Genomic DNA, 26,515 nt, shown 5'->3' on the forward strand with positions numbered 1-26,515 from the left:
CGCCTCGCCGAACATTTCCCGGGTGGCGCACGTGATTCGGGGTGGGCCGGTCCGCAGGCATGAGCGTCGGCCCGGAGAAAGTAAGGGCCGAGGAGGGCCGGGTGACGACCTATGACGATCGAGCGAGCCTCACAGATCTGACCGCCACTGTGGAGCGTGTCCGCAGTTCGGTGGAGGGAGTGATCGAGGGCAAGCCCGAGGTCGTACGGCTTTCGCTGACCGTGCTGCTCGCCGAAGGGCATCTTCTGATCGAAGATGTCCCCGGCGTCGGCAAGACGATGCTCGCCAAGGCGCTGGCACGGTCCATCGACTGCTCGGTACGCCGCATCCAGTTCACGCCCGACCTGCTCCCCTCGGACATCACGGGTGTGTCCATCTGGGACCAGCAGCGGCGTGACTTCGAGTTCAAGCCGGGCGCGATCTTCTCGCAGATCGTGATCGGCGACGAGATCAACCGGGCCTCGCCCAAGACGCAGTCGGCGCTCCTGGAGTCCCTGGAGGAGCGCCAGGTCACCATCGACGGGCAGACGTACGAGCTGCCCAGCCCGTTCATGGTGGTGGCCACGCAGAACCCGGTCGAGATGGAGGGCACCTACCCGCTGCCGGAGGCCCAGCGCGACCGCTTCATGGCCCGGGTCTCCATCGGCTACCCGAGCGCCGAGGCCGAGCTGCAGATGCTCGACGTGCACGGCGGGGCCAACCCGCTGGACGACCTCCAGCCGGTGGCCCACGCGCACGAGATCGTGAAGCTGATCGACGCCGTCCGCGGGGTCCACGTCGCCGAGTCGGTCCGCCGGTACGCGGTCGACCTGGTCTCCGCCACCCGCACCCACCCCGACCTCAGACTCGGCGCCTCGCCGCGCGCGACGCTGCATCTGCTGCGCGCGGCGAAGGCCTCCGCCGCCCTCGGCGGCCGCGACTACGCCCTGCCGGACGACGTGCAGAACCTCGCCGTGGCCATCCTCGCCCACCGGCTGCTGCCCACCGCACAGGCCCAGCTCAACCGCCGTACGGCCGAGCAGGTCGTCGAGGAGATCCTGCAGCGCACCCCGGTGCCCTCAGGTCCCCAGCAGCACGGCTACGGCGTGGGGTCGGAGCCGTTCGGCCAGCGGCCGCCCCGGAGGCTGTGATGAGCGGCGGGGGGACCGGGCAGCCGGAGACCGGCCGCGGCGACAAGGGCGCCGCCCGGACCGCACTGGCCGGTCTGACCACCCGGGGCCGCTCCTTCCTGGCCGCCGGCATAGCCGCCGCCATCTGCGCGTACGTGCTCGGCCAGCCCGACCTGCTGCGGGTCGGGCTGCTGCTGGCCGCCCTGCCGCTGATCTGCGCGGCCGTCGTCTACCGCACCCGCTACCGGGTGGCCGGCAGCCGCCGGCTCTCCCCCGCCCGGGTGCCCTCCGGCAGCGAGGCCCGCGTCCATCTGCGGATGGACAACGTCTCGCGGCTGCCCACCGGCCTGCTGATGCTCCAGGACCGGGTGCCCTACGTCCTCGGGCCGCGCCCCCGCTTCGTCCTGGACCGCGTCGAGGCGGGCGGCCGCCGCGAGGTGTCCTACCGGGTCCGCTCCGACCTGCGCGGCCGCTACCCGCTGGGCCCGCTCCAGCTGCGCCTGAACGACCCGTTCGGCATGTGCGAGCTGACCAGGTCCTTCTCGACGTACGACACCCTGACCGTGATCCCGCGCGTGGAGACGCTGCCCCCGGTCCGCCTCAGCGGCGAGGCCAAGGGGTACGGCGACGGACGGCAGCGCTCGCTGGCGCTGGCCGGCGAGGACGACGTGATCCCGCGCGGCTACCGCTACGGCGACGACCTGCGCCGCGTGCACTGGCGCTCCACCGCCCGCTACGGCGAGCTGATGGTGCGCCGCGAGGAGCAGCCGCAGCGCGCCCGCTGCACGGTCCTGCTGGACACCCGCGGCCTGGCCTACGACGGCGCGGGCCCCGACTCGTCCTTCGAGTGGGCGGTCTCGGGCGCCGCGTCGGTGCTGGTGCACATGCTGGAGCGGGGCTTCTCCGTGCGGCTGCTGACCGACACCGGCACCTCGGTGCCCGGCGAGGGCGCCGAGGGGTTCGCCGGGGCCAGCGAGGGGTCGGCGGACGCGGCCGGTCTGATGATGGACACCCTCGCGGTCGTCGACCACTCCGACGGATCCGGCCTGTCCCGGGCCTACGACGTACTGCGCGGCGGCAACGAGGGGCTGCTGGTGGCCTTCCTCGGCGACATCGACGAGGAACAGGCGGCGGTGGCCGCGAAGATGCGCCAGCGCAGCGGAGGCGCGCTGGCCTTCCTCCTCGACGGTGACGCGTGGGGACGTGAACCGAACGGCGTCCCTCATCCGATGAAGGGGCAGGAGGAGCGGCTGCGCATGCTGCGCGAGGCGGGCTGGACGGCCCTGAGCGTGCCACGGGGCGTCTCGCTGAGCGAGCTGTGGCGCCAGGCCGACCGGGAGCGCGCGGGCGTCGTGGCCGCGGGCTGGACACGAGGCGGGGAGGCGGGATCATGAGCGGGCGGGCGAGACTGACGCTGTGCTCCGCGGCGGCCACGCTGATGGCGGCGTGCGCCCTGCTGCCCCTGGTCGACCCGGCCACCTGGCTCCTCCAGGCGGCGTTCCTGCTGGCGATCCAGTCCGGGGTGGGCGCGGCCGCGCGCCGGGTGCCGCTGGCCCGGCCGCTGACGGTGGCCGCCCAGGCCCTGGTCACCCTGATGCTGCTGACGCTGGTCTTCGCCCGGGAGCACGCCCTGGCCGGCCTGATCCCCGGCCCCGAGGCCTTCGGGCACTTCGGCGACCTCTTCCAGGCGGGCGCCGACGACGTGAGCCGGTACGCCATCCCGGCCCCGCTCTCCGACGGCATCCGGCTGATGGTGATCGGCGGTGTGCTGGTGATCGGGCTGGCGGTGGACACCCTCGCGGTGACCTTCCGCAACGCCGCCCCGGCCGGCCTGCCGCTGCTCGCGCTGTACTCGGTGGCCGCGGGCCTGTCCGACGGCGGCGCCGACTGGCTGTGGTTCCTGGTCGCCGCGGCCGGATATCTGATGCTGCTGCTGGCCGAGGGCCGGGAGCGGCTCTCCCAGTGGGGCCGGGTCTTCGGCGGGGCCGCGCGCTCCCCGGGCGAGCAGCCCGGCCCGGTGGCTCCCGTGCGCACCGGCCGGCGGATCGGCATGGCCGCCCTGGGCGTCGCCCTGGTGGTCCCGCTGCTGCCCCTGCCGGCCATCCAGGGCGGTCTGCTGGACGGCACGGGCACGGGCGTCGGCACGGGCAACGGCAACGGAGGCACGATCGCCGCTGTCAACCCCCTGGTCTCCCTACGCGACAGCCTGAACGTGGACGAGGACCGCACGGTCCTGACCCTGCGCACGAACACCACCAACAGCTCGGACCTGTACCTGCGGATCGTGTCCCTGGACGACTTCGACGGCACCACGTGGAAGCCGTCGAAGCGGCACATCGTCGCCGTGCCGGACGAGTTCCCCACACCCACCGGCCTGAGCTCCGACGTCAAGCGCACCGAGATCACCACCCGGGTCGCCGCCGACGACGGGTACGCGCAGGACTGGCTGCCGATGCCGTACCCGCCGAGCAGCGTGAAGATCGAGGGCAACTGGCGGTACGAACCGGTCGGCATGAGCCTCGTCGGTGACCACGGTCAGAAGACCAACGGCAAGACGTACGAGGTCAAGAGCCTCGATGTGCAGCCGACGGCGAAGCAGCTGGCCGCCGCGCCCGAGGCGCCGAGCACGATCAGGAACACCTACACCGAGGTGCCCGACTCCCTCCCGAGGGTGGTGGCGCGGCAGGCCCGCGAGATCGCCGAGGGCGCCCCGAGCGACTACGAGAAGGCGGTCAAGCTCCAGGACTACTTCGCGGTGACCGGCGGCTTCGAGTACGACACCGAGGTGGAGGTCGGCTCCGGGCCCGACGCGATCGCCCGCTTCCTGCGGGACAAGCAGGGCTTCTGCGTCCACTACTCGTTCGCCATGGCGGCGATGGCCCGCACGCTGGGCATACCGGCCCGGGTCGCGGTGGGCTTCGCGCCGGGTTCCCCGCAGGCGGACGGCTCGGTGGCGGTGAGCCTGAAGGACGCGCACGCCTGGCCGGAGCTGTACTTCGAGGGCGTGGGCTGGACCCGCTTCGAGCCCACCCCGACGCGCGGTACGACGCCCACGTACACCCTGCCGGACACCTCGGGCGAGGCTCTGCCCGATCTGCCGCAGGCCTCCCGCTCGGCGGAGGCGGAGCCGTCGGCCGCGCCCTCGGCCAGCACGAGCTGCGCGGCCGCGGACAAGAAGGAGGCCGAGGCCTGCTCCGCCGTGCTGCCGCTGGACGACGTGGACCAGGGCGGCGGTGGCACCCCGTGGTACGAGAGCGCCGGGTGGACGCTGCTCGGGGCGACGGCACTGGCCGTCCCCCTGTTGCCGATGCTCTGGAGGCTGAGACGGCGGTCGGTGCGGCTGGCGTCGGCCCAGCACACCGGGTCCGCGGCCGGCGCGGCTCCCCCGGGCCGCCGCACGGACGGCCTGGACGGCCTCCGGGCGGAGGGTGCCGGTGGGGCGGTCGAGCTGGAGGTGCCGGGGCGGGAGGCCGACGAGGCGGCCGCCGCCCATGTCCTGGCGGTCTGGCGCGAGCTGACCGACACGGCCTGGGACTACGGCATCGAGCCGGACGAGGCGCTGACTCCGCGTCGCGCGGCGGAGCGGATCGTCCGGCTCGGGGAGCTGGACGCGTCGGTGAGCCGCTCGGTGCACCGGGTGGCCGGTGCCGTGGAGCAGGTGCTGTTCGCTCCGCAGCCGCGGGCCGAGGCCGGGCTGGCGGACGAGGTCCGCGCGGTGCGGACGGCCCTGCGGTCGAGGGTCAGCCGGACCACTCGGGTCCGGGCGGTCGTCGCCCCGCGTTCGGCCGTCCGCGCGGTCTGGGACCTCGCCGACCGCTGGACGGCCCTCAAGGCGTCCTGGGCGGCCCGGCTGAGGACCCCGGCCTGGGCGGCCCGCGTGGTGGCGCTGGTGCGCCGGCCGTCCGGCCAGCACAGCGGCTGAGCGTCGGCCGGCACCGGCCGCGGCATCAGCACCGGCAGGAGACGAGAGGTACGACAGACGTCGGCCCCCGCCCCGGGAGTGATTCCCGGGACGGGGGCCGACGTCTGTCGGCACGCGGAGGCAGGGCGGGGCGCAGGCGGTGGTCCCCCGAGAGGGGAGCCACGGAGGTGCCGCAGGGGGAGCCACGGCCGTCAGGCGGCAGGGCATACGTGAGGGGGTGACCACCTCAGCGGTGGTCACCCCCTCACGGACATCCTGGCGCGGCTATGGCGCGATGCCCCGGGACGGTGTCAGTGGCCCTGGCCACCCTGCTCGTCACGGCGGCGCTGCCAGCGCTGCTCGATTCGGTCCATCATGGAGCGCTTCTGCCGGACCTGACCTCGCGCGTGCGGGGCAGCGCCGGCTGCGGGCTGTTCACCCGGTTTGGGGGCCTTGCGCCAGCCGGTCACGGCGAGCACGGCGCACCCCAGCATGACCAGGAAGCCCACCACACTGAGCCAGACCTGCTTGGCGACCATACCGGCCATGAGGAGCGCGATACCCACGAGGAAGCCCGCGACCGCCTGGTAGACCCGACGCCGGGTGTACGTACGCAGCCCGCTTCCCTCAAGCGCCGACGCGAACTTGGGATCTTCGGCGTACAGCGCTCGCTCCATCTGCTCGAGCATGCGCTGCTCGTGCTCCGAGAGCGGCACGGAGTCCTCCTCATCGTGCAGTCGCCGGGGCGGCGACTTGGGGGGTCCCTTCAGGATAGGCAGGGAATCGCCCCCGTGAAACCCGCCCCTCTACGCCAATTGGCCAACCGGAGCCCGCCATGGACGTCCCGGCTCGCTGAGGTTTCCATTCCCCAGCGGCCGACCCGTCATGCCGGGCGGTCTCCCTCGATCATACGGCGCACAGCGGCCGAACGGGGGGCCTGTGGCGTACTCCATGTGCGGCCAAGTCCCTGATCAGCGGCGCACCCCAGGAGAGGCTCAGGCCTCGTCGGTCCCCCGCGTCTCACCGAGCACATGAAGCTGCGTGGCCACGGAGTGGAAGGCGGGGAGTTCGGCGGCGGCCTCCTCCAGCTTCAGCAGGGCATCCAGGGCGCCGGGCTCGGTGTCCACGAGCACCCCGGGGACGAGGTCGGCGAAGACCCGGACGCCGTGCACGGCGCCGACGCGCAGGCCCGCGCCCTCGACCAGGGCGGTCAACTGCTCGGCGGTGAAGCGGCGGGGCACGGGGTCGCCGGTGCCCCAGCGGCCGTCCGGGTCGGAGAGGGCCTGCCGGGCCTCCTTGAAGTGGCCGGCGAGGGCGCGGGCGAGCACGGCCCCGCCGAGACCGGCGGCGAGCAGGCTGAGGACGCCCTCGGGGCGCAGCGCGGCCACGGCGTTGCGGACGCCCTCGGCGGGGTCGTCCACGTACTCCAGGACGCCGTGGCACAGGACGGCGTCGTGGCCGCCGCGCTCGACGACGTCGAAGAGGCCGTGGGCGTCGCCCTGGACGCCTCGGACGCGGTCGGCGACCCCGGCCTCGGCGGCGCGGCGCTCCAGGGCGAACAGCGCGTTGGGGCTGGGGTCGACGACGGTGACCCGGTGCCCGAGACGGGCGACGGGCACCGCGAAGTTGCCGCTGCCGCCGCCGGTGTCGAGGACGTCCAGCGCCTCGCGACCGGTGGCCTTGACCCGGCGTTCGAGGGCGTCCTGGAGGACCTCCCAGACCACGGCGGTACGGAGAGAGGCGCGGGGGCGAGAGGGGTCGGAGCGCAGCGACGTCGTGTGAGGGCGGTGGTGGGAGACGGGCGGGCGCATCGGGTCCGGCACGGCTGTTGACTCCTCGGCGCGGCACCGCCTCTTGCGCGGCGGAGCGAACGGGGTGCCTCCCGGGCCCCGGGCGAGCGGTGGCGGGGAGGCTTCAGGCGTCTTCCACCCTATTGCCTCCGCCGCCGTACCCGGTCCCCCCTCCGCCGCCGCAGCCGGTCCCCCTCCGCTGCCGTACGCGGTCCTCCGTCGTCAGCCCGCGTCCGGCATGTCCCCGTCCTGGCGTGGCTGGGGCAGGACGGGCTGGAGGACCAGCATGCGTTCGACGAGGCGGACGAACATCGCCACGTCGCGTATCAGGTCGTCGGCGTCCCGGCGGCTGGCCGCGCCCTTGATGCCGGCCTCCGCCCGGGCGCGGCGCCGGGCTCCGGAGGCGAACAGCGCGCTCCACTCGGTCAGCTCGGGCGCGATCTCGGGGAGCACCTCCCAGGCGCTGCGGATGCGCGCCCGCCGTCGGGGCGAGGGGTCAGGGCGGCCCCGTGCCGCGAGGACGGCGGCGGCGGTGCGCAGGGCGGCGAGGTGGGCGGTGGCGTAGCGCTCGTTGGCGGTGTCGAGGGCGGCGGCCTCGTCCAGTCCGGCGCGGGCCTGGGCGAGCAGGTCGAGGGCGGCGGGCGGGGCCGTCGTGCGGCGCAGCACGGGGTGGACGTCGCTCGCCGGGCCGGTCAGTGAGGGGGCAGGGCCGGTGGCGCGGCGCCGGTGGGCGGCGGCTGCGTGGGAGCTGGCCATGACGAACCTCCTGTCGTCTGGGTGACGGCACGCACTGTCCGGTGGTGCCGTATGTGCCCATCGTGAGGTATGCCACTGACAATCCGTTCTGACCTGGGCTTTTGCTTCGAGCGAAGGTTCGGGCTAGTTTTTGCACTGACCAGTCAGTTCAAAAAGTTGAATGAGGGGGAGCTGTGGGCGGAGTCCGCATCGCAGCCGAGGGCCTCGGCCTCGAGGGCCCTCGCGGATGGGCCTTCCGGGGCGTCGGTGTCGACGCCCCGGCCGGCTCGCTGATCGCGATCGAGGGACCGTCCGGCTCCGGCCGGACGAGTCTGCTGCTCGCGCTCACCGGGCGGATGAAGGCCACCGAGGGGACGGCCACCGTGGGCGACGCACGGCTGCCGAAGCAGCCGGCCGCCGCGCGCCGGTTCAGCGCGCTCGCGCATGTCGCCGGCGTCACCGACCTGGACCCGGCCCTCACCGTCGGGGAACACCTGCATGAACGGGCGCTGCTCGAGCGGCGGTTCGGCGGCTCCGTACGGGACCTGCTGCGCCCGCGCGCGGAGCGGGCCACGGAGGTGAGGCTGCGCGTCGACACCGCGCTCACCGCCGCCGGGCTCGACCGCGAGGCGCTGCCCAAGGGGTCCCGGACCGCCGTACGCGATCTGGAACGGATCGAGGCGCTGCGGCTGTCCGTGGCGCTGGCGCTCATCGGGCGGCCGGGTCTGCTCGGCGTCGACGACACGGACCTGAAGCTGTCCGAGGCCGAACGCGCGGAGGTCTGGGACCTGCTGGCGTCGATCGCCGCGTCCGGCACCACCGTCCTGGCGGTGTGCGCCGAGGCTCCCGAGGGCGCCGTCGCGCTGTCCACCCGGCCACGGCCGGACGACGAGGACGACGAGGACGACGAGGACGACGAGAGCGCCAAGGGCACAAAGGACGACGCAGGCGACGAGCCCGGGGACCGGCCCGAGCCCGAACCCGAGCCGCGGAGCGGCGAGCGCGCCGACCACGAAGAGGCCGAAGAGGCCGAAGAGGCCGAAGAGGCCGAAGAACCCGAAGAACCCGAACAGCCCGAACAGCCCGAACAGCCCGCAGACCGCGAAGAAGAGCAAGCACAGCACGAGGAGGAGAAGGCCGATGCGCTCGCCGAGACTGGCCGCCCTTGAGCTGCGCCGCTTCGGCAGGGGAAAGCTGCCGCGGGCCGCGCTCGTCGCGCTCCTGCTGCTGCCCCTGCTGTACGGCGCGCTGTACCTGTGGTCGTTCTGGGACCCGTACAGCCGGCTCGACCGGATCCCCGTGGCACTGGTGAACGACGACCGGGGGGCGACCGCCGACGGCAAGAAGCTCACCGCCGGCGACGACATCACCGAGGGGCTGCGCGACAGCCAGGTCTTCGAGTGGCACGAGGTGAGCGCCACGCAGGCACGCGCGGGCGTGGAGGACGGGACGTACTACCTGTCGCTGACCATGCCGGCCGACTTCAGCAGGCGCATCGCCTCCAGCGCGGGCGACTCCCCCGAGACCGGCGCCCTCCAGGTGCGCACCAACGACGCGAACAACTACATCGTCGGGCAGATCTCCCGGACGGTCTTCGGCGAGGTGCGCACGGCCGCCTCCACCAAGGCGTCGCGGTCCTTCCTCGACAAGATGTTCATCTCCTTCTCCGACATCCATGGCGCAACCGCGAAGGCCGCCGACGGCGCCGACGACCTCACGGGCGGCATCGGGAAGGCCGAGAAGGGCTCCAAGGACCTCGCCGACGGACTGAAGGACGCCAAGAAGGGCAGCGGCAAGCTGTCCAAGGGCCTGAAGAAGCTCGACACCGGCGCCGGTGACCTCCAGTCCGGCTCGCAGCAGGTGGCGGACGGCACCCAGGCGCTGGCCGACAAGGTCAACGGGTTCGCCGGCAACCTGGGACCGTTCCTGGAGGACAACGAGAAGACCATCGGGGACACCGCCCAGCTGGTCGCCGACTCCGCCAAGGTGATCGACACCCACCTCGAGACCCTGGTGAAGACCGCGCCGACCGCCGCCGAGGGCGCCCACGCGGCCTCGGACGCCCTCGCGGCCGTCTACCTCGCGCGCTGCGAGGACCAGGTACTGGCCGACCCCGCCTGCACGGACCTCAAGAAGGCCCGGGACTCCGCCGCCGACGTGGCGACCGTCGCCGACGACGTGAACACGCTGGTCACCGACCAGGACAGCGACCTGAAGACCCTCCGCACCCACCTCGCCACGCTCCGGACCGAGGCCCAGGCCCTCGCCGACCACGCCCCGACCCTCTCCGAGGACCTGGACGACGCCGTGACGAAGGTCAACGCCCTCAACACGGGCGCCGCGAAGGTCGCCGTGGGCGCGAAGAAGCTGCACACCGGGCTCGGCACCGCCAACACCGGGGCCGGCGACCTGAACGAGGGCGTCGGCGAGCTCAAGACCGGCGCCGAGGACCTCAACGGCGGCATGTTCAAGCTGGTCGACGGCTCCGGGAAGCTCGCCGGCGGCCTGCACGACGGCGCCGCCCAGATCCCCGACTACGACGAGGACGACCGCGACGCCCGTACCGCCGTCATGGCCGACCCCGTGCAGCTGGTCTCCGACGACCTGCACAAGGCGCCCAACTACGGCACCGGTTTCGCCCCGTACTTCATCCCGCTGTCGCTGTGGGTGGGCGCCATGGTGGCGTACATGCTGATCCCGCCGATGAACCGGCGGGCGCTCGCCGCGGGCGCCTCGGCCTGGCGGATCGCGCTGGCGGGCTGGCTGCCGGTGGTGGCGATCGGGGTGCTCCAGACCACGGCCCTGATGGCGGTGCTGCACTGGGCGATCGGCCTGGAGATGGCCCGGGCGGCCGGGACGGTGGGCTTCCTGTTCCTGGTGACGGCGTGCTTCGCGGCCCTCGTGCAGTTGCTCAACGCGCGCTTCGGCGCGGCGGGTCGGATCCTCGTCCTCGCCCTGCTGATGCTCCAGCTGACGTCCGCGGGCGGCACCTACCCCGTGCAGACCAGCCCCGGCTTCTTCAACGCCATCCACCCCTACCTGCCCATGAGTTACGTCGTCGAGGCGCTCCGGCGGCTCATCACGGGCGGGGGGCTGGAACCGGTGGGGTACGCGTGCGTGGTGCTCGTCGCGTTCACCGCGGGTGCCCTCGCGCTGACCGCCCTGTCGGCACGCCGCCGCCAGGTGTGGACCCTGGACCGGCTGCACCCGGAGCTGAGCCTGTGAAGATCCGGCGTACGGGTGGTCGGGTTCCTGTGACAATCGGGACCATGGAAAGCAGCACAACCTCGGGCGGCAGCACCCGCCGCGAGGCCACCCGGCAGAAGCTCTACGAGGCGGCCGTCACACTCATCGCCGAACAGGGCTTCTCCGCCACCACGGTGGACGAGATCGCCGAGCGGGCCGGCGTCGCGAAGGGCACGGTCTACTACAACTTCGCGAGCAAGTCGGTTCTCTTCGAGGAGTTGCTGCGGCACGGCGTGGGGCTCCTCACCGCCTCCCTGCGGGACGCCGCCGAGCGCGCGGACCGGGAGGGCGGCGGCAAGGTCGACGCCCTGGACGCGATGGTCCGCGCGGGACTCGTCTTCATCGAGCGCTACCCGTCCTTCACCCAGCTGTACGTGGCCGAGCTGTGGCGCACCAACCGGGCCTGGCAGTCCACGCTCATGGTGGTGCGGCAGCAGGCGGTGGCGGTCGTCGAGGGCGTGCTCCGCGACGGTGTGAAGAGCGGCGAGTTCAGCGAGGAGATCGATGTCCAGCTGACCGCGGCCGCGCTGGTCGGGATGGTTCTGGTGGCCGCCCTGGACTGGCAGGCCTTCCAGCCGGAACGCTCACTGGACGACGTCCACGCGGCGCTGTCCCGGCTGCTCCAGGGCCGGGTGAGCGGCCGCCGGTAGGCGCCCCTGGCCCCCCGGCCCCCCGGCCCCCCGGCGCCCCGGCGCCCCGGCGCCCCGGACAAGGGAACCGGACAAGGGAACCGGACAAGTGAAAGCGCCGGTCCGCCGTGGCCACGTCCCCCGCGGGCCACCACGAACCGGCGCTTCCCCCCGTTCCCCTCCCCCTGTTTCCCCCGTTGCTCCCCCGTTGCTCCCCCGTCCGGTCGTTCCCCCGGGGTTCCCCCCGTGCCTCGCTCCCGCCGAACAGGTCGGCGGAAGGAGCGGATCGAGGGCCGCTCCGTTCCGGCGCCCCGTGTCGCCGGTGCCGGAGCCGCGCCCCTTTCCGTGCCTCCACTCTCCCGTTCGCGCAGGTCGCCACCCATCCGCGCGCGTACTCAACTCACCTCCTAGGTACGCGTACTCAGGTCTGCGCACTCAACCCCAGGACGCGGCGCGGCCGTCTGGTTACGATCGCGTCCGTGTCCGTACTCCCCCTGGTCTTCACGAGCGGCTGGGCCAGCGGCGTCAACGCCTACGCGGTGGTGCTGCTGCTCGGCCTCTTCGGCGCGGCCGGGCTGAGCGACGACGTCCCGGAGACCCTTCAGCGCCCCGAGGTGCTGATCGTCGCGGGCGTCCTCTTCCTGTGCGAGGCGGTCGCCGACAAGATCCCGTACGTCGACTCGGCCTGGGACTCGGCGCACACCCTGATCCGGCCGGCCGCCGGTGCCTGGGTCGGCGCGCTGCTCGCCGGGCAGAGCGGCTCGCTCTCCGACGTGGCGGCGGGTCTGCTCGGCGGTTCGACCGCGCTGGCCAGCCACACCGTCAAGGCGGGCACGCGGATGGCGGTCAACACCTCGCCGGAGCCCTTCAGCAACGTGATCGTGAGCCTGGCCGAGGATCTCGGGGTCGCCGGGATCGTGACGTTCGCGATGTTCCACCCGGGCGCGGCCGCCGTCGTCGCGGGCGTCCTGCTGCTGGCCGGGCTCGTGGTCCTGTTCTTCCTGATCTCCCGGATCCGCCGCTTCCTGCGCCGCAGGGCCCAGCGCCGGGAGGAACGGCGGCCGACCCGGCATCCGGGCTCGCCACCGGGCTCCCCACCGGGCTGACGGCCCGCTCGGGCCGGCCATGGGCCACCGGCCGGGAGCCGGGCTGTCGGTGGCGGCCGATAAAGTCGCGGGCATGGCACGGATTGCGGTGATCGGCGCCGGGATGGGCGCGCTGACGGCGGCCGCCCGGCTGGCCGTCGCGGGCCACCGGGTGGCGGTGTACGAGCGTACGGAGACGTACGGCGGTGCGGTGCGCCGCTTCGAGCGGGACGGGTTCGCCTTCGACACGGGCCCGGGGCTGCTCCCCCTCCCCGCGGTCTACCGCGACCTGTTCGTGAAGACCGGCAAGGAGCCGCTGGAGTCCTGCGTCGAGCTGGTCCAGGTCGACCCGTCCGCCCGCCATGTGTTCGCGGACGGCACCGAGGTGTCCCTGCCGAACGCCTCCCGCGCGGGTGTCGTCTCGGCTCTGGACGGCACGCTCGGGGCGGGCGCCGGGCAGCGCTGGGGCGACTTCCTGGTCCGGGCCCGCGAGACCTGGGACCGCACCCGCCGGCCGCTCCTGGAGGAACCCCTGTGGCCCAACTGGTCGGTGCTGGCCGACCGTGAGCCCTATCCGGCGGTGCCGCACAAGCGTCTGCTGCGCACCCGCCGGGCCGGCACGCTCACCGAGGTCGGCGCCTGGGAGCTGCGCGACCCGCGGCTGGCCGCCCTGCTGGAGGGCCACGCGCTCGCGTACGGCCTCGATCCCCGGGTCACCCCGGCGAGCGCGGCGGTGCTGCCGTACATGGAGCACGCCTTCGGCATGTGGTACGTGCGCGGCGGGCTGCGCGAGCTGGCCCGGGCCGTGTACGAGCGGTGTCTGGCCCGCCGGGTCGAGTTCCGCTTCGGCGCCGAGGTCATCCGGGTGCTGGAGAAGGACGGCAGGGCGGCGGGCGTGGAGCTGGCCGGGGGCGAGGTGGCGGAGGCGGACTTCGTGGTCGCCCCGGGCAGCGCCGCGGGGCTGCCCGTGCGCGGTGCGGGCGAGGTGCGGCCCCAGGAGGGCCTGCCCAGCCGGCTGACCGTGCTGCTGGCCCTGCGGGGCGCCCGGCCGGAGGGGACCGCGCACCGGACGGTGGTGCACGCCGAGGACCGCGACGGCGAGCTGGAGAGCCTGTTCGGTACGGCGCCGGGGGTGCCCGCGCGGCCGACGGTCACGGTGCTGCGGCCCGACGACCCGGCGCTGGTCCCGGACGCCGCTCACGAGGCGGTGACGCTCCGTACGGTGGTCCCGGCCGGGGCGGAGATGTCCGACGCGCACGTGGAGGCGGTGGTCGCCGTCGCCGAGCGGGCCATGCCCGGTCTACGGGACCGTGTCCTGTGGCGGGAGGTGCGCACCCCGGCCGACGTCGCGGCGGAGACCGGTGCGGCGGGCGGGGCGGTTCCGGCACCGGCGCTGGCCGCGGCCGGCGGCCGGCTGCTGCACCCGGCGAACGTCACGGGGCAGGTCGGCCTGTTCACCGCCGGCGGCTGGTCCCACCCCGGCGGCGGGCTGCCGCACGCGGGCATGTCGGGCGCGCTGGTGGCCGGGCTGATCGTGGAGGGACCGGAGTTCCGCGGCTCGCAGTGAGCCCGCGCCGGCCGGTCCGGCAGCGCGGGAGCGCGGGTCAGTACCGGTACTGCTGCTCGTCGTATCCGTTCCCGTTCGCCTGCCCCTGCTGTCCGTCGCCCTGGTAGGGGTAGGACTGCTCGGGCGGGAGATCGCCGCCGAAGGCCTCGTCGGTGCTGCGCTGCTGCGGGACCCAGACGCCGCCGGCCGGGGTCTCCCCGTAGCCGCCGGTGCCGTACTGGTCCTGGCCGTAGCCCTGCTGCCCGTACTGCTGCTGGCCGTAGCCGGCGTCGTAGGAGCCCCCGCCGTACGTCTGGGTGCCGATGTACGGGTCGGAGTAGGCGGCGTACTGCTGCTCGCCGGTGGCGTCGTAGCCGTACTGCTGCTGGTTGTACCCGGAGTAGCCGTCGTAGCCGTAGGTCTGGTCGGTGCCGCCCTGGGCGGTCGCCGCGTACTGGTCCTGGGGCTGGCCGGTGGCCGCCGCGTACGCGGTGTCGCTGTATATGCCGTAGGTGCCGGTGTCGTCGGGCAGGGGCTGCGGCTCGTAGACGGAGGTGGTCTCGGCGGCGGAGGCCTGGGCGGCGCGGCCGGCGGGTGTGAAGACGTCGTCCCGGTCGTACTCGTCGTCGGCGGCGTCATAGGCGTTCCGCTCCCGGTCGTAGCCCATGCCGTCGCCGCCGTACGACGGCTGCCCGTCGTCACCGTCGGGGTAACCGGCCTCGCCCGGCTCCAGGCCGGAGGCCTCGAGGTCGGCGTCCTCGCGCTCAGCCTTGCCGCGGCGGCGCTTGGGCAGCGGCTCGGCGACGTCATCGTCGGCCTCGGCGCCCCCGCGCCGGACGGCCCAGCCCTCGGCGAAGCCGCGGCGGAACGACAGCGTGACGTAGGTCTGGCCGACCGCGAAGGCGGCCGCGCCCAGCCCGATGACGATCACCGATGGAATCAGGACACCGAGCACGACGCCGAGGAAGCCGACGAACGCCAGCAGCCTCCAGCGCAGCCGTGCCTTGTACTGCAGCAGCACCTCACCCAGCAGCCACAGCGCGACGATGCCGAACGCGATGTAGAGGACCGTCCAGCCCATGTACGCCCCTCTCCCAGTGGCCGCTACGCAGTGTGTCGTATGTCGGTGCGACCGGTCTAGGCCTGCGGCGGGTGGTGCAGGCCCAGGTTCTCGTAGATTTCCAGCGTCGCCGTGGAGTTGTTGAGCGTGATGAAGTGCAGTCCGGGCACTCCCTCGGCCAGTAGCCGAGCGCAGAACTCCGTGGCGAACTCGATGCCCATGGAGCGTACAGCGGCCGGATCGTCTTTGGCTGTGAGGATCCGCTCTTTCAACTCCGCCGGGAAGTGGGCGTTGCTGAGTTTCGGCAGCCTCTCCAGCATCTTCACGCTCGTCACCGGAAGGACCTCCGGAATGACGGGGGTGTCACAGCCGGCCGCCGCCACCCGGTCGCGCAGTCGCAGGTACGACTCGGGCTGGAAGAACATCTGTGTGATCGCGTAGTCGGCGCCGGCCCGGCACTTGTCGACGAAGTGCGCGACGTCCGTGTCCCAGGCGGAGGAGCGCGGGTGCATCTCCGGGAACGCGGCGACGCCCACGCAGAAGTCGCCCGACTCCTTGATCAGCCGGACGAGCTCTGCGGCGTAGGTGAGGCCCCGCGGGTGCGGGACCCACTCGCCCATCGGGTCGCCGGGCGGGTCACCGCGCACCGCGAGCATGTTGCGGATCCCGGCGTCGGCGTACTGGCCGATGATGTTGCGCAGTTCGGCGATGGAGTGGTCGACGGCGGTGAGGTGGGCCACCGGGGTGAGGGTGGTGTCCACGACGATCTGCTGCGTCTCCTTGACCGTCGTCGCCCGGGTGGAACCGCCGGCACCGTAGGTCACCGACACGAAGTCGGGGGCGACCGCCTCGACCCTGCGCAGCGCGTCCCACAGACTCCGCTCGCCCTTGGGCGTCTTCGGCGCGTAGAACTCGAACGAGTACGTCGTTTTGCCGGTGGCCAGGATGTCGCGCACGGTGCGTGCGCGGTCGGTCCTGGTCGATGCGGTTCCGAGGGCCATACCCGCAGGTTAGCCAGGGGTCGGCGGTCACCCAACCAGATCTCGGATATTTGCCCGATTTGTCGGCCTGTTGTCCACCCTTCGGACAGCGTCCGGCCGAAACCGGTCCTCCGGCCGCGAGGACCGGGCTACGCCTGCCGCAGCCGCTTCGCGAACTCGACGGTGGCCGCACCGGGGTCGTCCGCCTCCGTGATCGCCCGGACGACGACCACCCGGCGGGCTCCGGCCTCCAGCACCTCGTCGAGGTTGCCGAGGTCGATGCCGCCGATGGCGAACCAGGGGCGGTCGGTGCCGAGGGACGCCGTGTGGCGGACCAGGCCGAGGCCGGGGGCGTGCCGGCCGGGCTTGGTGGGGGTGGGCCAGCAGGGGCCGGTGCAGAAGTAGTCCACGCCGTCCTGGACGGCGGCGGCCTCGGCCTCCGCCTCGGCGTGCGTGGAACGGCCTATCAGGACGTCGTCGCCGAGGATCGCGCGGGCCGCGGGCACCGGCAGGTCGCCCTGGCCGAGGTGGAGGACGGCGGCGCCGGCGGCGTGGGCGACGTCCGCGCGGTCGTTGACCGCGAGCAGCCGGCCGTGCCGGGCGCAGGCGTCGGCGAACACCTTCAGGTGCTCCAGCTCCTCGGCCGCCTCCATACCCTTGTCCCGCAGCTGCACGATGTCGACACCGGCAGCCAGGACCGCGTCCAGGAACTCCGGGAGGTCGCCCTGACGGGTGCGGGCGTCCGTGCAGAGGTAGAGCCGGGCGTCGGCGAGGCGGGCGCGGGCGGTGTCGGGCATACGGGTGTCCCCCCAGGGCGGTGGCGTACGGGGGTGGGCCCCCGTACGCCGGATCACTGTTCGAATCTGTGGGTCAGACGGCGAGCGCCTGAGCCCGGCGCTTCACCTCCGTGCCGCGATTCTCGCTCAGGGCCTGAGCGGGGGTGCCGGGCAGGCTCGGGTCGGCGGTGAAGAGCCACTCCAGCATCTCTTCGTCCGTGAAGCCGTCGTCCCGCAGGAGCGTCAGGGTCCCGGAGAGGCCCTTGACCACCTTGTCCTCGTCGATGAAGGCGGCGGGGACGTGCAGTGCGCGGTTCTCACCGCGGCGTACGGCGATCAGCTGGCCATCCTTGACCAGCTGCCGAACGCGGATCACGTCCACGTCGAGCATCTCCGCGATGTCGGGCAGGGTGAGCCATGCGGGGACGAGAGCATCGGTCTTTGCGTCAATCTCGGTCACGGGAACAAGCCTGCCATCTGCCACTGACAGTCGGAAGCCGGGCCGCCCCGACAGGCCGCCCGGACGGACTGCCGGATCACCCCGACAGACCGCCCCGGCCACCCCGCACACCTGCGCCGGCCCGCGCGGGCTACGCCGTGGCCGCCTTCAGCGGTCTGGCCGGGTCCGCCAGGAGTTCGGGGTCCATCGGAGTGCCCGCCTCGATCAGACGGCGGCCCTGGGCGAGGTCGCGCGGACGGCCGACGGCCAGCAGGGCCACCAGTCGGCCCTCGCGCAGCCAGCAGACCGTCCAGGCAGGCCCCGCCGGGTCGCCGCGCCACAGAGTGGTGTCGGCGGCGGCGTGGTGCCCCGCGTACTGGACGAAACGGCCGAACTGCTCGGACCAGAAGTACGGGACCGGGTCGTAGACCGCCAAGGGCTCACCGGTGGCGGTGCCCAGGATGTTCGCGGCGACCGTGCGCGGGCCCTGGAGGGCGTTGTCCCAGTGGTGCACGAGGAGCCGCTCGCCGTAGCGTCCCGAAGGGAAGGAGGCGCAGTCGCCGACCGCGTACACGTCCGGGACGGACGTGCGCAGCGAGGCGTCGGCCACCACCTCGCCGTGCGCGCCCAGCTCGACGCCGGAGCCGGCCAGCCAGCCGGTGGCGGGGCGGGCGCCGATGCCGACCACCACGGCGCCGGCGGGCAGCCGCGTGCCGTCGTCCAGGACGACCGCGCCGGGCTCGACACGGGCCACGCGCGCGTGGGTGCGCAGAACGGTGCCGCTGTCGGCGTACCAGGAGGTCATCGGGGCGGCGACCTCGGCGGGCAGGGCACCGGCGAGCGGCCGGTCGGCGGCCTCGACGACGGTGACCGCGCAGCCGGCCTCGCACGCGGCGGTGGCGAACTCCGCGCCGATCCAGCCGGCGCCGACGACCACGACGTCGTGCTGCCGGGCGAGGACCGGCCGCAGCCGCTCCGCGTCGTCCAGGGTGCGCAGCAGATGGACGCCGGGCACGCCCTCGGCGCCGGGCAGCCGGATCGGTTCGGCACCGGTGGCGAGGACGAGGACGTCGTACGGGACGGGCCCGGTCTCGGTGTCCAGTTCGTGGTCGGCGGGGCGCAGGCCGAGGACCTCGCGGCCGAGGACCAGCTCGATGCCGAGGCCCTCGAAGTCGACGTCGAAGGCGGAGCCCTCGGCCTTGCCGAGGAGGACGGCCTTGGAGAGCGGGGGCCGGTCGTAGGGCTGGTGGGGTTCGGCGCCGATCAGGGTCACCGTGCCGTCGAAGCCCCGCTCGCGCAGGGCGACCGCGGTCTGCACCCCGGCCATGCCCGCGCCGGCGACGACCACACGCCGCGCCGCCGGTCCGCCCTCGTCCTGCCTCTGCTCGCTCACCTGATCACCATAGACAACTGACGAATCGTCAGTCAGTGGGCATGCTCCGTGACCTGCTCCACAACACTCGTTCCGCTGCCCTCCTGGGACTCCCACGCCCAGGTCTCCGCCAGCCGCAGCCGCCCGTCCGGCAACTCCTCGACGGTCGACACGCAGTGCCCCGAGGACGTGGTCCCGTCGAGCTTGAGCTGCACGTACCGGAAGTCCAGCCGGTCCCCCTCCCGGGTACCCACCAGGTGGCCGCGTACGACGTCGCCGCCCTCGTAGTCGGCCCAGATCACGCCCTCCCGCTCGTGGTACGTGAAGCGGGTACGGGTGCCGACCTGGCCGGGGGCCTGGTCGGCGACGGGGGCGAGGACGAGACCGTCGAGCGAACGGGGCACGGGCGGAGGCTCCCTTACTGAGACGTGCGGCGTCGGGCTAGGGTGGCCGACGTGCCGCGTTTCCAGGGGACGGCCCCCGGACCACCGGCACGAAAGATTACTCGCGGGAGTCCGGACGACCGGGCTGAGAGGGAGGCTGGCCGGCCTCCGACCGTACGAACCTGATCCGGGTCATGCCGGCGAAGGGAGGGGCTGGACGCCCATGTCGCGTACACCAGCAGCAGACGTCCTCGTCGTGGGGGGCGGAATCATCGGACTCGTCACGGCCTGGCGGGCCGCGCAGCGCGGGCTCGCCACGACGGTGGTGGATCCCGAACCGGGCGGCGGGGCCGCGCAGGTGGCGGCCGGGATGCTGGCCGCCGTCACGGAACTGCACCATGGCGAGCAGACGCTGCTCGGCCTCAACCTGGCCTCGGCGCGCCGCTATCCGGACTTCGCGGCGGAGCTGACCGAGCTGACGGGCCATGACCTCGGCTACCGCCGGTGCGGCACGCTCGCGGTCGCGCTGGACGCCGACGACCGGGCCCATCTGCGCGAACTGCACGCGCTCCAGGCGCGGTCGGGGCTGGAGTCGCAGTGGCTGTCGGGGCGGGAGTGCCGGCGCCTCGAGCCGATGCTCGCGCCCGGGGTGCGCGGCGGGCTCCGGGTGGACGGCGACCACCAGATCGATCCGCGGCGGCTGGCCGCGGCGCTGGTCGCCGCCTGCGAGCGGGCGGGCGTGGTCCTGCACCGCGCGTGGGCGGAGCGACTGTCGGTCACGGGCGGGCGGGCCTCGGGGGTGGTCACGGGCGACGGTACGGCGCTCTCGGCCGGGCAGGTGGTGCTGGCGGGCGGCAGTCTGAGCGGGCGCCTCGCGGGCGTCCCGGAGGACGTCCTGCCGCCGGTGCGGCCGGTGAAGGGGCAGGTCCTGCGGCTGACCGTGCCGCCGCGCTACGCGCCGTTCCTGAACCGCACCGTGCGGGCCATGGTGCGCGGCAGCCAGGTCTATCTGGTGCCGCGCGAGAACGGCGAGCTGGTCGTCGGCGCGACCAGTGAGGAGCTGGGCTGGGACACGACGGTGACCGCGGGCGGCGTGTACGAGCTGCTGCGCGACGCGCACGAGCTGGTCCCCGGGATCACGGAGCTGCCGTTGACGGAGACCCGCGCGGGGCTGCGTCCCGGGTCCCCGGACAACGCGCCGCTGCTCGGGCCGACGGAGCTGGACGGGCTGCTGCTGGCGACCGGCCACTACCGCAACGGGGTCCTGCTGACCCCGGTGACCGGGGACGCGCTGGCGCACGCCCTCACCACCGGTGAACTCCCCGACGAGGCCCGCCCCTTCACGCCCCGGCGCTTCGGTGCCGCCGCACTCCTGGAGCAGCCCGCATGAGCGCCTCGGTCCACATCTCGGTCAACGGGGAGCGGCGCGAGGTCGCTTCCGGCACGGCTCTCGACAGCGTCGTACGGTCGCTGACGCCGGCGCCCTCCGGGGTGGCCGCCGCGCTCAACGAGACGGTCGTCCCGCGCGCGCGGTGGTCCGTCACGGCGCTCCGCGAGGGCGACCGGGTGGAAGTCCTCACCGCGGTCCAGGGGGGCTGAGCCATGGCCGACGATCCCTTCGTTCTCGGCGGTACGACGTTCTCGTCCCGGCTGATCATGGGGACCGGGGGTGCGCCCAGCCTGGAGGTGCTGGAGCGGGCCCTGGTCGCGTCCGGGACCGAGCTGACGACGGTCGCGATGCGGCGGGTCGACCCCGCGGTGCACGGTTCCGTGCTGTCCGTCCTCGAGCGGCTCGGCATCCGGGTGCTGCCGAACACGGCGGGGTGCTTCACGGCCGGGGAGGCGGTGCTGACGGCGCGGCTGGCCCGGGAGGCGCTCGGCACGTCCCTGGTGAAGCTGGAGGTCATCGCCGACGAGCGGACGCTGCTGCCGGACCCGGTGGAGCTGCTGGAGGCGGCGGAGACGCTGGTGGACGACGGCTTCACCGTGCTGCCGTACACGAACGACGACCCGGTCCTGGCCCGGAAGCTGGAGGACGTGGGGTGTGCCGCGGTGATGCCGCTGGGCTCCCCGATCGGCTCGGGCCTGGGGATCCGCAACCCGCACAACTTCCAGCTGATCGTCGAGCACGCGCGCGTGCCGGTGATCCTGGACGCGGGGGCCGGCACGGCGTCGGACGCTGCGCTGGCGATGGAGCTGGGGTGCGCGGGCGTGATGCTGGCGTCGGCGGTGACGCGGGCCCAGGACCCCGAGCGGATGGCGCTGGCCATGCGGGCCGGGGTCGAGGCGGGCCGGCTGGCCCGCCTGGCGGGCCGGATCCCGCGCCGCTACTTCGCTCAGGCGTCGTCCCCCGCGCAGGGCCTGGCCGCCCTGGACCCGGAACGCCCCGCGTTCTGACCGCCCGCACGCCCCCGCACGCTCCCGCACACCCCCGGTCACGCCCCCGCTCCGTCACAGCTCGGCCGCAGTCCTGCTCCGATGGGGTGGGAGCGGGGGGTGTGTCGGTGGTGGCTCGTAGACTCGCTGCGTGGACACGACCCTTCAGGACCCTCTGGTCGGGCAGGTGCTCGACGGTCGGTATCGCGTCGAGGCGCGGATCGCGGTCGGCGGGATGGCCACGGTCTATCGGGCCGTGGACACCCGCCTCGACCGCGTGCTCGCGCTCAAGGTGATGCATCCGGCACTCGCCGCCGACGGCACCTTCGTCGAGCGGTTCATCCGCGAGGCCAAGTCCGTCGCCCGTCTCGCGCACCCCAATGTGGTGCAGGTCTTCGACCAGGGCACCGACGGGTCGTACGTCTACCTGGCCATGGAGTACATCGCCGGCTGCACGCTGCGTGACGTGCTGCGGGAGCGCGGGGCGCTCCAGCCGCGGGCCGCGCTCGACATCCTGGAGCCCGTGCTCGCCGCGCTCGGCGCCGCGCACCGGGCCGGGTTCGTGCACCGGGACATGAAGCCGGAGAACGTGCTGATAGGGGACGACGGCCGGGTCAAGGTCGCCGACTTCGGTCTGGTGCGCTCCGTGGACACCGTGACCAGTACCACCGGGGCCGTGCTCGGCACCGTCGCGTATCTGGCGCCCGAGCAGATCGAGACGCCCGGCACGGCCGACGCCCGGGTCGACGTGTACGCGTGCGGTGTCGTGTTCTACGAGATGCTCACGGGCGAGAAGCCGCACGACGGCGACTCCCCCGCGATCGTGCTCTACAAGCATCTCCACGAGGACGTCCCGCCGCCCTCGGCGATCGTGCCCGGTCTGGCGTTCGAGCTGGACGAGGTGGTGGCCTCGGCCACCGCCCGGACGCCGGACGTGCGCCCGCACGACGCGGTGGCGCTGCTCGGACAGGTGCGCGAGGCACGCGCCGCGCTCGGCGAGGAGCAGCTGGACGCGGTGCCGCCGCAGGCCCTGTCCGCGGCGCACGACAACGCCGAGGACCGCACGAGCGTCATCCCGCGCTCACTGACCGTGCCGCGTCCGCTGCCGGTGAACGAGGACGAGCCGGGCGGCGACGAGGGCTCGATGAACCGCACCTCCCGGTTCCAGAGCCCCCCGCCCCCGCCGCCGCGCCGGCGCGGTCTCGTGCGGCCCCGGCGCGGGGTGCTCGCGCTGGTCACCGCCCTGTTGCTGGTGCTCGGCGTGGGAGCCGGCGTCTGGTACATCAACTCCGGCCAGTTCACCAAGGTCCCGGCAGTGCTCACGCAGCCCCAGAAGAAGGCGGAGCAGCGCCTGGAGGCGGCCGGTCTGGAGGTCGGCAAGGTCGAGCACGCGTACAGCGACACGGTGAAGCGCGGCACGGTCATCGATACGGACCCCGCGCCCGGCTCACGGATCCGCAAGAACGACTCGGTGACCCTGATCGTGTCCGACGGCCCGGAGACGGTGAAGGTGCCCGATCTGACGGGCACCCGGCTGGACAAGGCCAAGGAGCGGCTGACGGCGGACGGCCTGGAGCCGGGGCTGGTCACCGAGGAGTTCAGTGACGACGTCCTCAAGGGGTTCGTGATCAGCTCGGGACCGGAGGCGGGTACCGAGCGCCGCGCGGGCTCGGCGGTCTCCCTGGTCGTCAGCAAGGGCCCCGCGCTGGACGTGCCGGACGTCACGGGCGACACCGCGGAGGACGCGAGGACCGCGCTGGAGGACGCCGGCTTCGAGGTCGAGATCTCGTCGAAGGAGATCACCTCCGAGTTCGACAAGGGGCTGGTCGCGGCCCAGTCGCCGGAGGAGGGCGAACAGCTCGGCGAGGGCGACACGGTGACGCTGACGTTGTCCAAGGGCCCGGAGATGGTCGAGGTCCCGGACGTGGTCGGGGACAGCGTGGACGACGCGAAGGCGGAGCTGGAGGCGGCCGGCTTCGAGGTCGACGAGGACCGCGGGCTGCTCGGCCTGTTCGGCGACACCGTCGACAGCCAGTCCGTGGACGGCGGCGACACGGCGCCCAAGGGCTCGACGATCACGATCACCATCCGGTGACGGGGCGGGCGCAGGGGCATGACACCCTGAACGGGTGAGTTCCGAGCGCCCCTTCCCCTCCCGCAACCCCGTCGGCGGCCATGTCCCGGTGGCCGGTGGCCTGCACTCCGTCGGGCTGACGTACGCCCAGGACCTGAAGGCCGAGACGGTCCAGGTCTTCGTCGCCAACCCGCGCGGCTGGGCCACCCCGACGGGCAACCCGGCGCAGGACGAGGCGTTCCGGGAGGCCTGTGCGGAGCGGCGGATCCCGGCGTACGTCCACGCGCCGTATCTGATCAACTTCGGGTCGCACACCGAGGCGACGGCGGAGAGGTCGGTGGAGTCGCTGCGGCACTCGCTGCGCCGGGGCCGGGAGATCGGCGCGTCGGGCGTGGTCGTGCACACGGGCAGCGCGACGGGCGGGCGGGAGCGGTCCGTGGCGCTGAAGCAGGTCCGGGAGTACCTGCTGCCGCTGCTGGACGAGCTGACCCATGACGACGACCCGTTCTTGCTCCTGGAGTCCACCGCCGGCCAGGGTTCCTCGCTCTGCTCCCGGACCTGGGACTTCGGGCCGTACTTCGAGGCGCTGGACGCCCATCCGAAGCTGGGCGTCTGTCTCGACACCTGTCATGTCTTCGCCGCCGGGCACGACCTGACCGGCCCGTCCGGCATGCACGAGACCCTGGACCTGCTGGTGGACACGGTCGGTGAGGGCCGGCTGAAGCTGATCCACGCCAACGACTCCAAGGACGTGGTCGGCGCCCACAAGGACCGGCACGAGAACATCGGCGCCGGTCACATCGGCGAGGACCCGTTCCGCGCGCTGATGACGCACCCGGCGACCGAGGGCGTACCGCTGATCATCGAGACGCCCGGCGGCAAGGAGGGCCATGCGGCGGATGTGGAGCGGCTGAAGAAACTGCGGGACGGCTGAGGCGGTCAGTCCTCGTTCTCGAACAGCACGTGGGACGTGTCGACGATGTGCACCACGAGCACGATCAGCAGACCGTCGCTGATGACGTACTCGATGGCCATGCTGTGGGTCAGTGCGAGGGAGCGGGTGTTCTCGTCGCCGGAGATGGGCGACGAGATCTTGGTGCGGGGATCCGTGGCCACTATGGCGAGGCCGCGCTGGAGCAGCTCACGGCGGTCGTCCGGGAGGCTGTCGCGCACGCGCGCCGCGGATTCCGAGAAGATCACGTTGAAGAAGGCCATCAGTGACTCCCTGCACGGCTTTCGTGGTAACCGGCGATGAGCTTACCGGCCCGCGGAGCCCCCGGACTCAGAGCTCGGGGCCGTCCCCCGGCTCCTCCTGGTAGGAGTAGCGCTGTTCCTTCCAGGCGTCGCCGACGTTGTGGTAGCCGCGCTCCTCCCAGAAGCCGCGGCGGTCGGCGGTCATGTACTCGACACCGCGGACCCACTTGGGGCCCTTCCAGGCGTAGAGGTGGGGGACGACCAGGCGGACCGGGAAGCCGTGCTCGGCGGTGAGCAGTTCGCCGTCCTTGTGGGTGGCGAAGATCGTGCGCTCGGAGGCGAAGTCCGCGAGGCGCAGATTGGAGCTGAAGCCGTACTCCGCCCACACCATCACATGGGTGACGTCGGCGGCGGGCGGGGCGATCTCCAGGACGGTCCGGGCCGGAATCCCGCCCCACTCGGCGCCGAGCATGCTGAACTTCGTCACACAGTGCAGATCGGCCACTACGGTGGCGTACGGCAGGGCCGTGAACTCGTCGTGGTTCCAGCAGTGCTTCTCGCCGTCGGCGGTGGCGCCGAAGACCCTGAACTCCCAGCGCTCGGGCCGGAACTTGGGCACCGGGCCGTAGTGGGTGACCGGCCAGCCGCGCTGCAGTCGCTGTCCCGGCGGAAGCTCGGACGCTGCTGCCTTTCCCGTTTCGCGCTCCACCGGCTGACCCATGGCTCCATCCTGACAGACCCGGAGCGGTGCACATGACCAGCCATATCCGGAATCGGGCAACTACTACTAAGCATGGACTAACTTACTAAGTACGCACTTACTGGACGATCTTCGGCACCGGTGAAATCATGCGGCGGCAACCTCCCCGATTCCCCACGTGGAAGGAGCCTCTGCGATGCAGGGCGACCCCGAGGTCATCGAGTTCCTCAACGAGCAGCTCACCGCCGAGCTCACCGCGATCAACCAGTACTTCCTCCACGCCAAGATGCAGGAGAACTTCGGCTGGACGAAGCTCGCGAAGTACACGCGGCACGAATCGTTCGACGAGATGAAGCACGCGGAGGTGCTCACCGACCGGATCCTGTTCCTGGACGGGCTGCCGAACTACCAGCGACTGTTCCACGTGCGCGTGGGCCAGACCGTCAAGGAGATGTTCGAGGCGGACCGGCAGATCGAGGTGGAGGCGATCGACCGCCTCAAGCGGGGGATCAAGGTGATGCGCGAGAAGGGCGACATCACGTCGGCGAACATCTTCGAGTCGATCCTCGAGGACGAGGAGCACCACATCGACTACCTCGACACCCAGCTGGAACTGGTGGACAAGCTCGGTGAGGCCCTCTACCTCGCACAGCTGATCGAGCAGCCCGAGAGCTGACTAGGCCGCCTCGTCGAGTTCCGAGAGTGCGGGCTGGCCCTGGTCGGCCAGTTCGCGGCGCGGGCACGCGCCCCGGCCGAGGATCGCCTGGATCCGGCGTACGCACGAACCGCAGTCCGTGCCCGCCTTGCAGGCCGAGGCGATCTGGCGGGGGGTGCAGGCGCCGTTCTCCGCGTGCTGCTTGACCTGCTGCTCGGTGACTCCGAAGCAACTGCACACGAACACGCCGTCCACCTCCCGCCGGGATTGATAACTGTCGCCGTCCCGCTTGATCGGTGAGGCTAACCTAACCTTACCCGGCGCATAGGAACCATAAAAGTGGAGTGGGGGGGGGGGGGGGGGGGGGGGGGGGGGGGGGGGGGGCGGGGGTGGGGGGGGGGGGGGGGGGGGGGGGGGGGGGGGGGGGGGGGGGGGGGGGGGGGGGGGGGGGGGGGGGGGGGTACG

26 protein-coding genes and 1 riboswitch are annotated in these 26,515 nt (G+C 73.0%); of the genes, 14 read left to right on the plus strand and 12 right to left on the minus strand.

Annotated elements, in window-relative coordinates:
- Window positions 1-101 precede the first annotated feature (101 nt).
- Genes ACZ6D7_RS05005 through ACZ6D7_RS05015 form a run of 3 tightly spaced genes read left to right on the plus strand, consistent with a single transcriptional unit; the run spans window position 102 to window position 5,031 of the window.
- A complete protein-coding gene (locus tag ACZ6D7_RS05005; RefSeq protein WP_469483545.1) occupies window positions 102-1,130 on the plus strand; it encodes an AAA family ATPase in 1,029 nt (342 codons plus the stop codon).
- Complete coding sequence (locus ACZ6D7_RS05010) at window positions 1,130-2,503, plus strand: DUF58 domain-containing protein (protein WP_469483548.1); 1,374 nt, start codon at window positions 1,130-1,132, stop codon at window positions 2,501-2,503. The genes ACZ6D7_RS05005 and ACZ6D7_RS05010 overlap by 1 nt, the downstream gene beginning before the upstream one ends.
- Window positions 2,500-5,031: a transglutaminase TgpA family protein gene (locus tag ACZ6D7_RS05015; RefSeq protein ID WP_469483551.1), complete on the plus strand. Its 2,532-nt coding sequence runs from the start codon at window positions 2,500-2,502 to the stop codon at window positions 5,029-5,031. Before ACZ6D7_RS05010 ends, ACZ6D7_RS05015 begins: the two co-directional genes overlap by 4 nt.
- Window positions 5,032-5,321: 290 nt before the next feature.
- Here the strand turns inward: ACZ6D7_RS05015 and ACZ6D7_RS05020 are convergent, their stop codons facing one another.
- From ACZ6D7_RS05020 to ACZ6D7_RS05030, 3 genes are all read right to left on the minus strand, one after another.
- Entirely contained in the window at window positions 5,322-5,726 is a 405-nt protein-coding gene (locus ACZ6D7_RS05020) for a DUF3040 domain-containing protein (protein ID WP_469483552.1), read from the minus strand.
- 279 nt (window positions 5,727-6,005) lie between these two features.
- A complete protein-coding gene (locus tag ACZ6D7_RS05025; RefSeq protein ID WP_469483555.1) occupies window positions 6,006-6,833 on the minus strand; it encodes a methyltransferase in 828 nt (275 codons plus the stop codon).
- A gap of 189 nt (window positions 6,834-7,022) precedes the next feature.
- Window positions 7,023-7,556 (minus strand): SAV_6107 family HEPN domain-containing protein, encoded by a 534-nt coding sequence (locus ACZ6D7_RS05030; RefSeq protein WP_469483558.1) that lies wholly within the window; start codon window positions 7,554-7,556, stop codon window positions 7,023-7,025.
- A gap of 173 nt (window positions 7,557-7,729) precedes the next feature.
- Between ACZ6D7_RS05030 and ACZ6D7_RS05035 the strand changes: the two genes are divergently transcribed.
- The 5 genes from ACZ6D7_RS05035 (at window position 7,730) to ACZ6D7_RS05055 (ending at window position 14,062) form a co-directional block, all read left to right on the plus strand.
- Complete coding sequence (locus ACZ6D7_RS05035; RefSeq protein ID WP_469483560.1) at window positions 7,730-8,704, plus strand: ATP-binding cassette domain-containing protein; 975 nt, start codon at window positions 7,730-7,732, stop codon at window positions 8,702-8,704.
- Complete coding sequence (locus tag ACZ6D7_RS05040; RefSeq protein WP_469483564.1) at window positions 8,676-10,760, plus strand: YhgE/Pip family protein; 2,085 nt, start codon at window positions 8,676-8,678, stop codon at window positions 10,758-10,760. The genes ACZ6D7_RS05035 and ACZ6D7_RS05040 overlap by 29 nt, the downstream gene beginning before the upstream one ends.
- Window positions 10,761-10,804: 44 nt before the next feature.
- Window positions 10,805-11,431 carry a TetR/AcrR family transcriptional regulator gene (locus ACZ6D7_RS05045; RefSeq protein WP_469483566.1) on the plus strand — a complete coding sequence of 209 codons (627 nt, stop codon included), beginning with the start codon at window positions 10,805-10,807 and terminating at the stop codon, window positions 11,429-11,431.
- 458 nt (window positions 11,432-11,889) lie between these two features.
- On the plus strand, window positions 11,890-12,516 hold the full coding sequence (locus ACZ6D7_RS05050; protein WP_469483569.1) for a DUF4126 domain-containing protein: 627 nt from the start codon (window positions 11,890-11,892) through the stop codon (window positions 12,514-12,516).
- A 73-nt stretch (window positions 12,517-12,589) separates the two neighbouring features.
- Entirely contained in the window at window positions 12,590-14,062 is a 1,473-nt protein-coding gene (locus ACZ6D7_RS05055; RefSeq protein WP_469483572.1) for a phytoene desaturase family protein, read from the plus strand.
- Between the two features lie 37 nt (window positions 14,063-14,099).
- On the opposite strand, the gene ACZ6D7_RS05060 is transcribed toward ACZ6D7_RS05055, so the two are convergent.
- The 6 genes from ACZ6D7_RS05060 to ACZ6D7_RS05085 form a co-directional block, all read right to left on the minus strand.
- Window positions 14,100-15,122: an SCO2102 family sporulation regulator gene (locus tag ACZ6D7_RS05060; protein ID WP_469483574.1), complete on the minus strand. Its 1,023-nt coding sequence runs from the start codon at window positions 15,120-15,122 to the stop codon at window positions 14,100-14,102.
- Between the two features lie 56 nt (window positions 15,123-15,178).
- Window positions 15,179-16,102: a methylenetetrahydrofolate reductase [NAD(P)H] gene (gene metF, locus ACZ6D7_RS05065; protein ID WP_469483577.1), complete on the minus strand. Its 924-nt coding sequence runs from the start codon at window positions 16,100-16,102 to the stop codon at window positions 15,179-15,181.
- Window positions 16,103-16,230: 128 nt separating this feature from the next.
- The gene (gene thiE, locus ACZ6D7_RS05070) at window positions 16,231-16,878 is read right to left on the minus strand and encodes a thiamine phosphate synthase (RefSeq protein ID WP_469483580.1); all 648 of its coding nucleotides are present in this window, start codon (window positions 16,876-16,878) and stop codon (window positions 16,231-16,233) included.
- A gap of 73 nt (window positions 16,879-16,951) precedes the next feature.
- Window positions 16,952-17,317, minus strand: a complete 366-nt coding sequence (locus ACZ6D7_RS05075) for an Rv2175c family DNA-binding protein (protein WP_469483582.1) — start codon at window positions 17,315-17,317, stop codon at window positions 16,952-16,954.
- 130 nt (window positions 17,318-17,447) lie between these two features.
- Window positions 17,448-18,689, minus strand: a complete 1,242-nt coding sequence (locus tag ACZ6D7_RS05080) for an NAD(P)/FAD-dependent oxidoreductase (RefSeq protein WP_469483585.1) — start codon at window positions 18,687-18,689, stop codon at window positions 17,448-17,450.
- 32 nt (window positions 18,690-18,721) lie between these two features.
- Window positions 18,722-19,072 (minus strand): avidin-fold protein, encoded by a 351-nt coding sequence (locus ACZ6D7_RS05085; RefSeq protein ID WP_469483587.1) that lies wholly within the window; start codon window positions 19,070-19,072, stop codon window positions 18,722-18,724.
- Between the two features lie 93 nt (window positions 19,073-19,165).
- Window positions 19,166-19,277, plus strand: a riboswitch (TPP riboswitch).
- On the opposite strand from ACZ6D7_RS05085, the gene thiO reads away from it, so the two are divergent.
- From thiO to ACZ6D7_RS05110, 5 genes are all read left to right on the plus strand, one after another.
- The gene (gene thiO, locus ACZ6D7_RS05090; RefSeq protein WP_469483589.1) at window positions 19,275-20,441 is read left to right on the plus strand and encodes a glycine oxidase ThiO; all 1,167 of its coding nucleotides are present in this window, start codon (window positions 19,275-19,277) and stop codon (window positions 20,439-20,441) included. (Overlaps the previous riboswitch by 3 nt.)
- Window positions 20,438-20,650 (plus strand): sulfur carrier protein ThiS, encoded by a 213-nt coding sequence (gene thiS, locus ACZ6D7_RS05095; protein ID WP_469483592.1) that lies wholly within the window; start codon window positions 20,438-20,440, stop codon window positions 20,648-20,650. Before thiO ends, thiS begins: the two co-directional genes overlap by 4 nt.
- 3 nt (window positions 20,651-20,653) lie before the next feature.
- Window positions 20,654-21,448 carry a thiazole synthase gene (locus ACZ6D7_RS05100; protein ID WP_469483594.1) on the plus strand — a complete coding sequence of 265 codons (795 nt, stop codon included), beginning with the start codon at window positions 20,654-20,656 and terminating at the stop codon, window positions 21,446-21,448.
- A 130-nt stretch (window positions 21,449-21,578) separates the two neighbouring features.
- On the plus strand, window positions 21,579-23,522 hold the full coding sequence (gene pknB / locus ACZ6D7_RS05105) for a Stk1 family PASTA domain-containing Ser/Thr kinase (protein ID WP_469483596.1): 1,944 nt from the start codon (window positions 21,579-21,581) through the stop codon (window positions 23,520-23,522).
- Between the two features lie 34 nt (window positions 23,523-23,556).
- Complete coding sequence (locus ACZ6D7_RS05110) at window positions 23,557-24,435, plus strand: deoxyribonuclease IV (RefSeq protein ID WP_469483599.1); 879 nt, start codon at window positions 23,557-23,559, stop codon at window positions 24,433-24,435.
- 5 nt (window positions 24,436-24,440) lie between these two features.
- Here ACZ6D7_RS05110 and ACZ6D7_RS05115 read toward each other — a convergent pair whose 3' ends face one another.
- Both ACZ6D7_RS05115 and ACZ6D7_RS05120 read right to left on the minus strand, forming a co-directional pair.
- Window positions 24,441-24,716, minus strand: a complete 276-nt coding sequence (locus ACZ6D7_RS05115) for a hypothetical protein (protein WP_469483602.1) — start codon at window positions 24,714-24,716, stop codon at window positions 24,441-24,443.
- A gap of 67 nt (window positions 24,717-24,783) precedes the next feature.
- A complete protein-coding gene (locus ACZ6D7_RS05120) occupies window positions 24,784-25,416 on the minus strand; it encodes a sulfite oxidase-like oxidoreductase (protein WP_469483606.1) in 633 nt (210 codons plus the stop codon).
- Between the two features lie 175 nt (window positions 25,417-25,591).
- On the opposite strand from ACZ6D7_RS05120, the gene bfr reads away from it, so the two are divergent.
- Window positions 25,592-26,071 carry a bacterioferritin gene (gene bfr / locus ACZ6D7_RS05125; protein WP_469483609.1) on the plus strand — a complete coding sequence of 160 codons (480 nt, stop codon included), beginning with the start codon at window positions 25,592-25,594 and terminating at the stop codon, window positions 26,069-26,071.
- Here bfr and ACZ6D7_RS05130 read toward each other — a convergent pair whose 3' ends face one another.
- The gene (locus ACZ6D7_RS05130; RefSeq protein ID WP_469483612.1) at window positions 26,072-26,296 is read right to left on the minus strand and encodes a (2Fe-2S)-binding protein; all 225 of its coding nucleotides are present in this window, start codon (window positions 26,294-26,296) and stop codon (window positions 26,072-26,074) included.
- Window positions 26,297-26,515 lie beyond the last annotated feature (219 nt).

This window comes from Streptomyces sp. NPDC041784, from assembly GCF_055591025.1.